Below are 291 nucleotides of genomic sequence, written 5' to 3' on the forward strand. Positions count from 1 at the left end.
GCTCAATTTCCGGCATGGTCATCATGTGGCTAGGTCTCCAGTTTAAGGTGAGAAGGTGCAGCGGGAGCGCTCGTGGCGCCGGAGTTGGCCGGGGTTGCGCAGGGGACACGAGCGCGGATTGCCGTGGCGTGATCGTCGTGAGCCTCGGCCTGCCGACCATTGTCGTCGGCGTCGCGCCGCACAGCGCGGCTGAAGAGGTCGCCGTATTCCGCGGGGGTACGGATCAGCGGATGATCCTGGGTGAGCGGCGATGCCGGCTGTGGCGTCACTCCAACCTGCTCGATCGCCTGT

At 66.0% G+C, this 291-nt stretch carries 1 pseudogene; it reads right to left on the reverse strand.

The window, feature by feature from the left end:
* Positions 1-29: 29 nt before the first annotated feature.
* Positions 30-291, reverse strand: a pseudogene (locus QQK25_RS22995) (IS21 family transposase); the annotation flags it as partial.

The sequence above is a fragment of the Zoogloea oryzae genome (assembly GCF_030161255.1).
In the GTDB taxonomy this organism is placed as follows: Bacteria; Pseudomonadota; Gammaproteobacteria; order Burkholderiales; family Rhodocyclaceae; genus Zoogloea; species Zoogloea oryzae.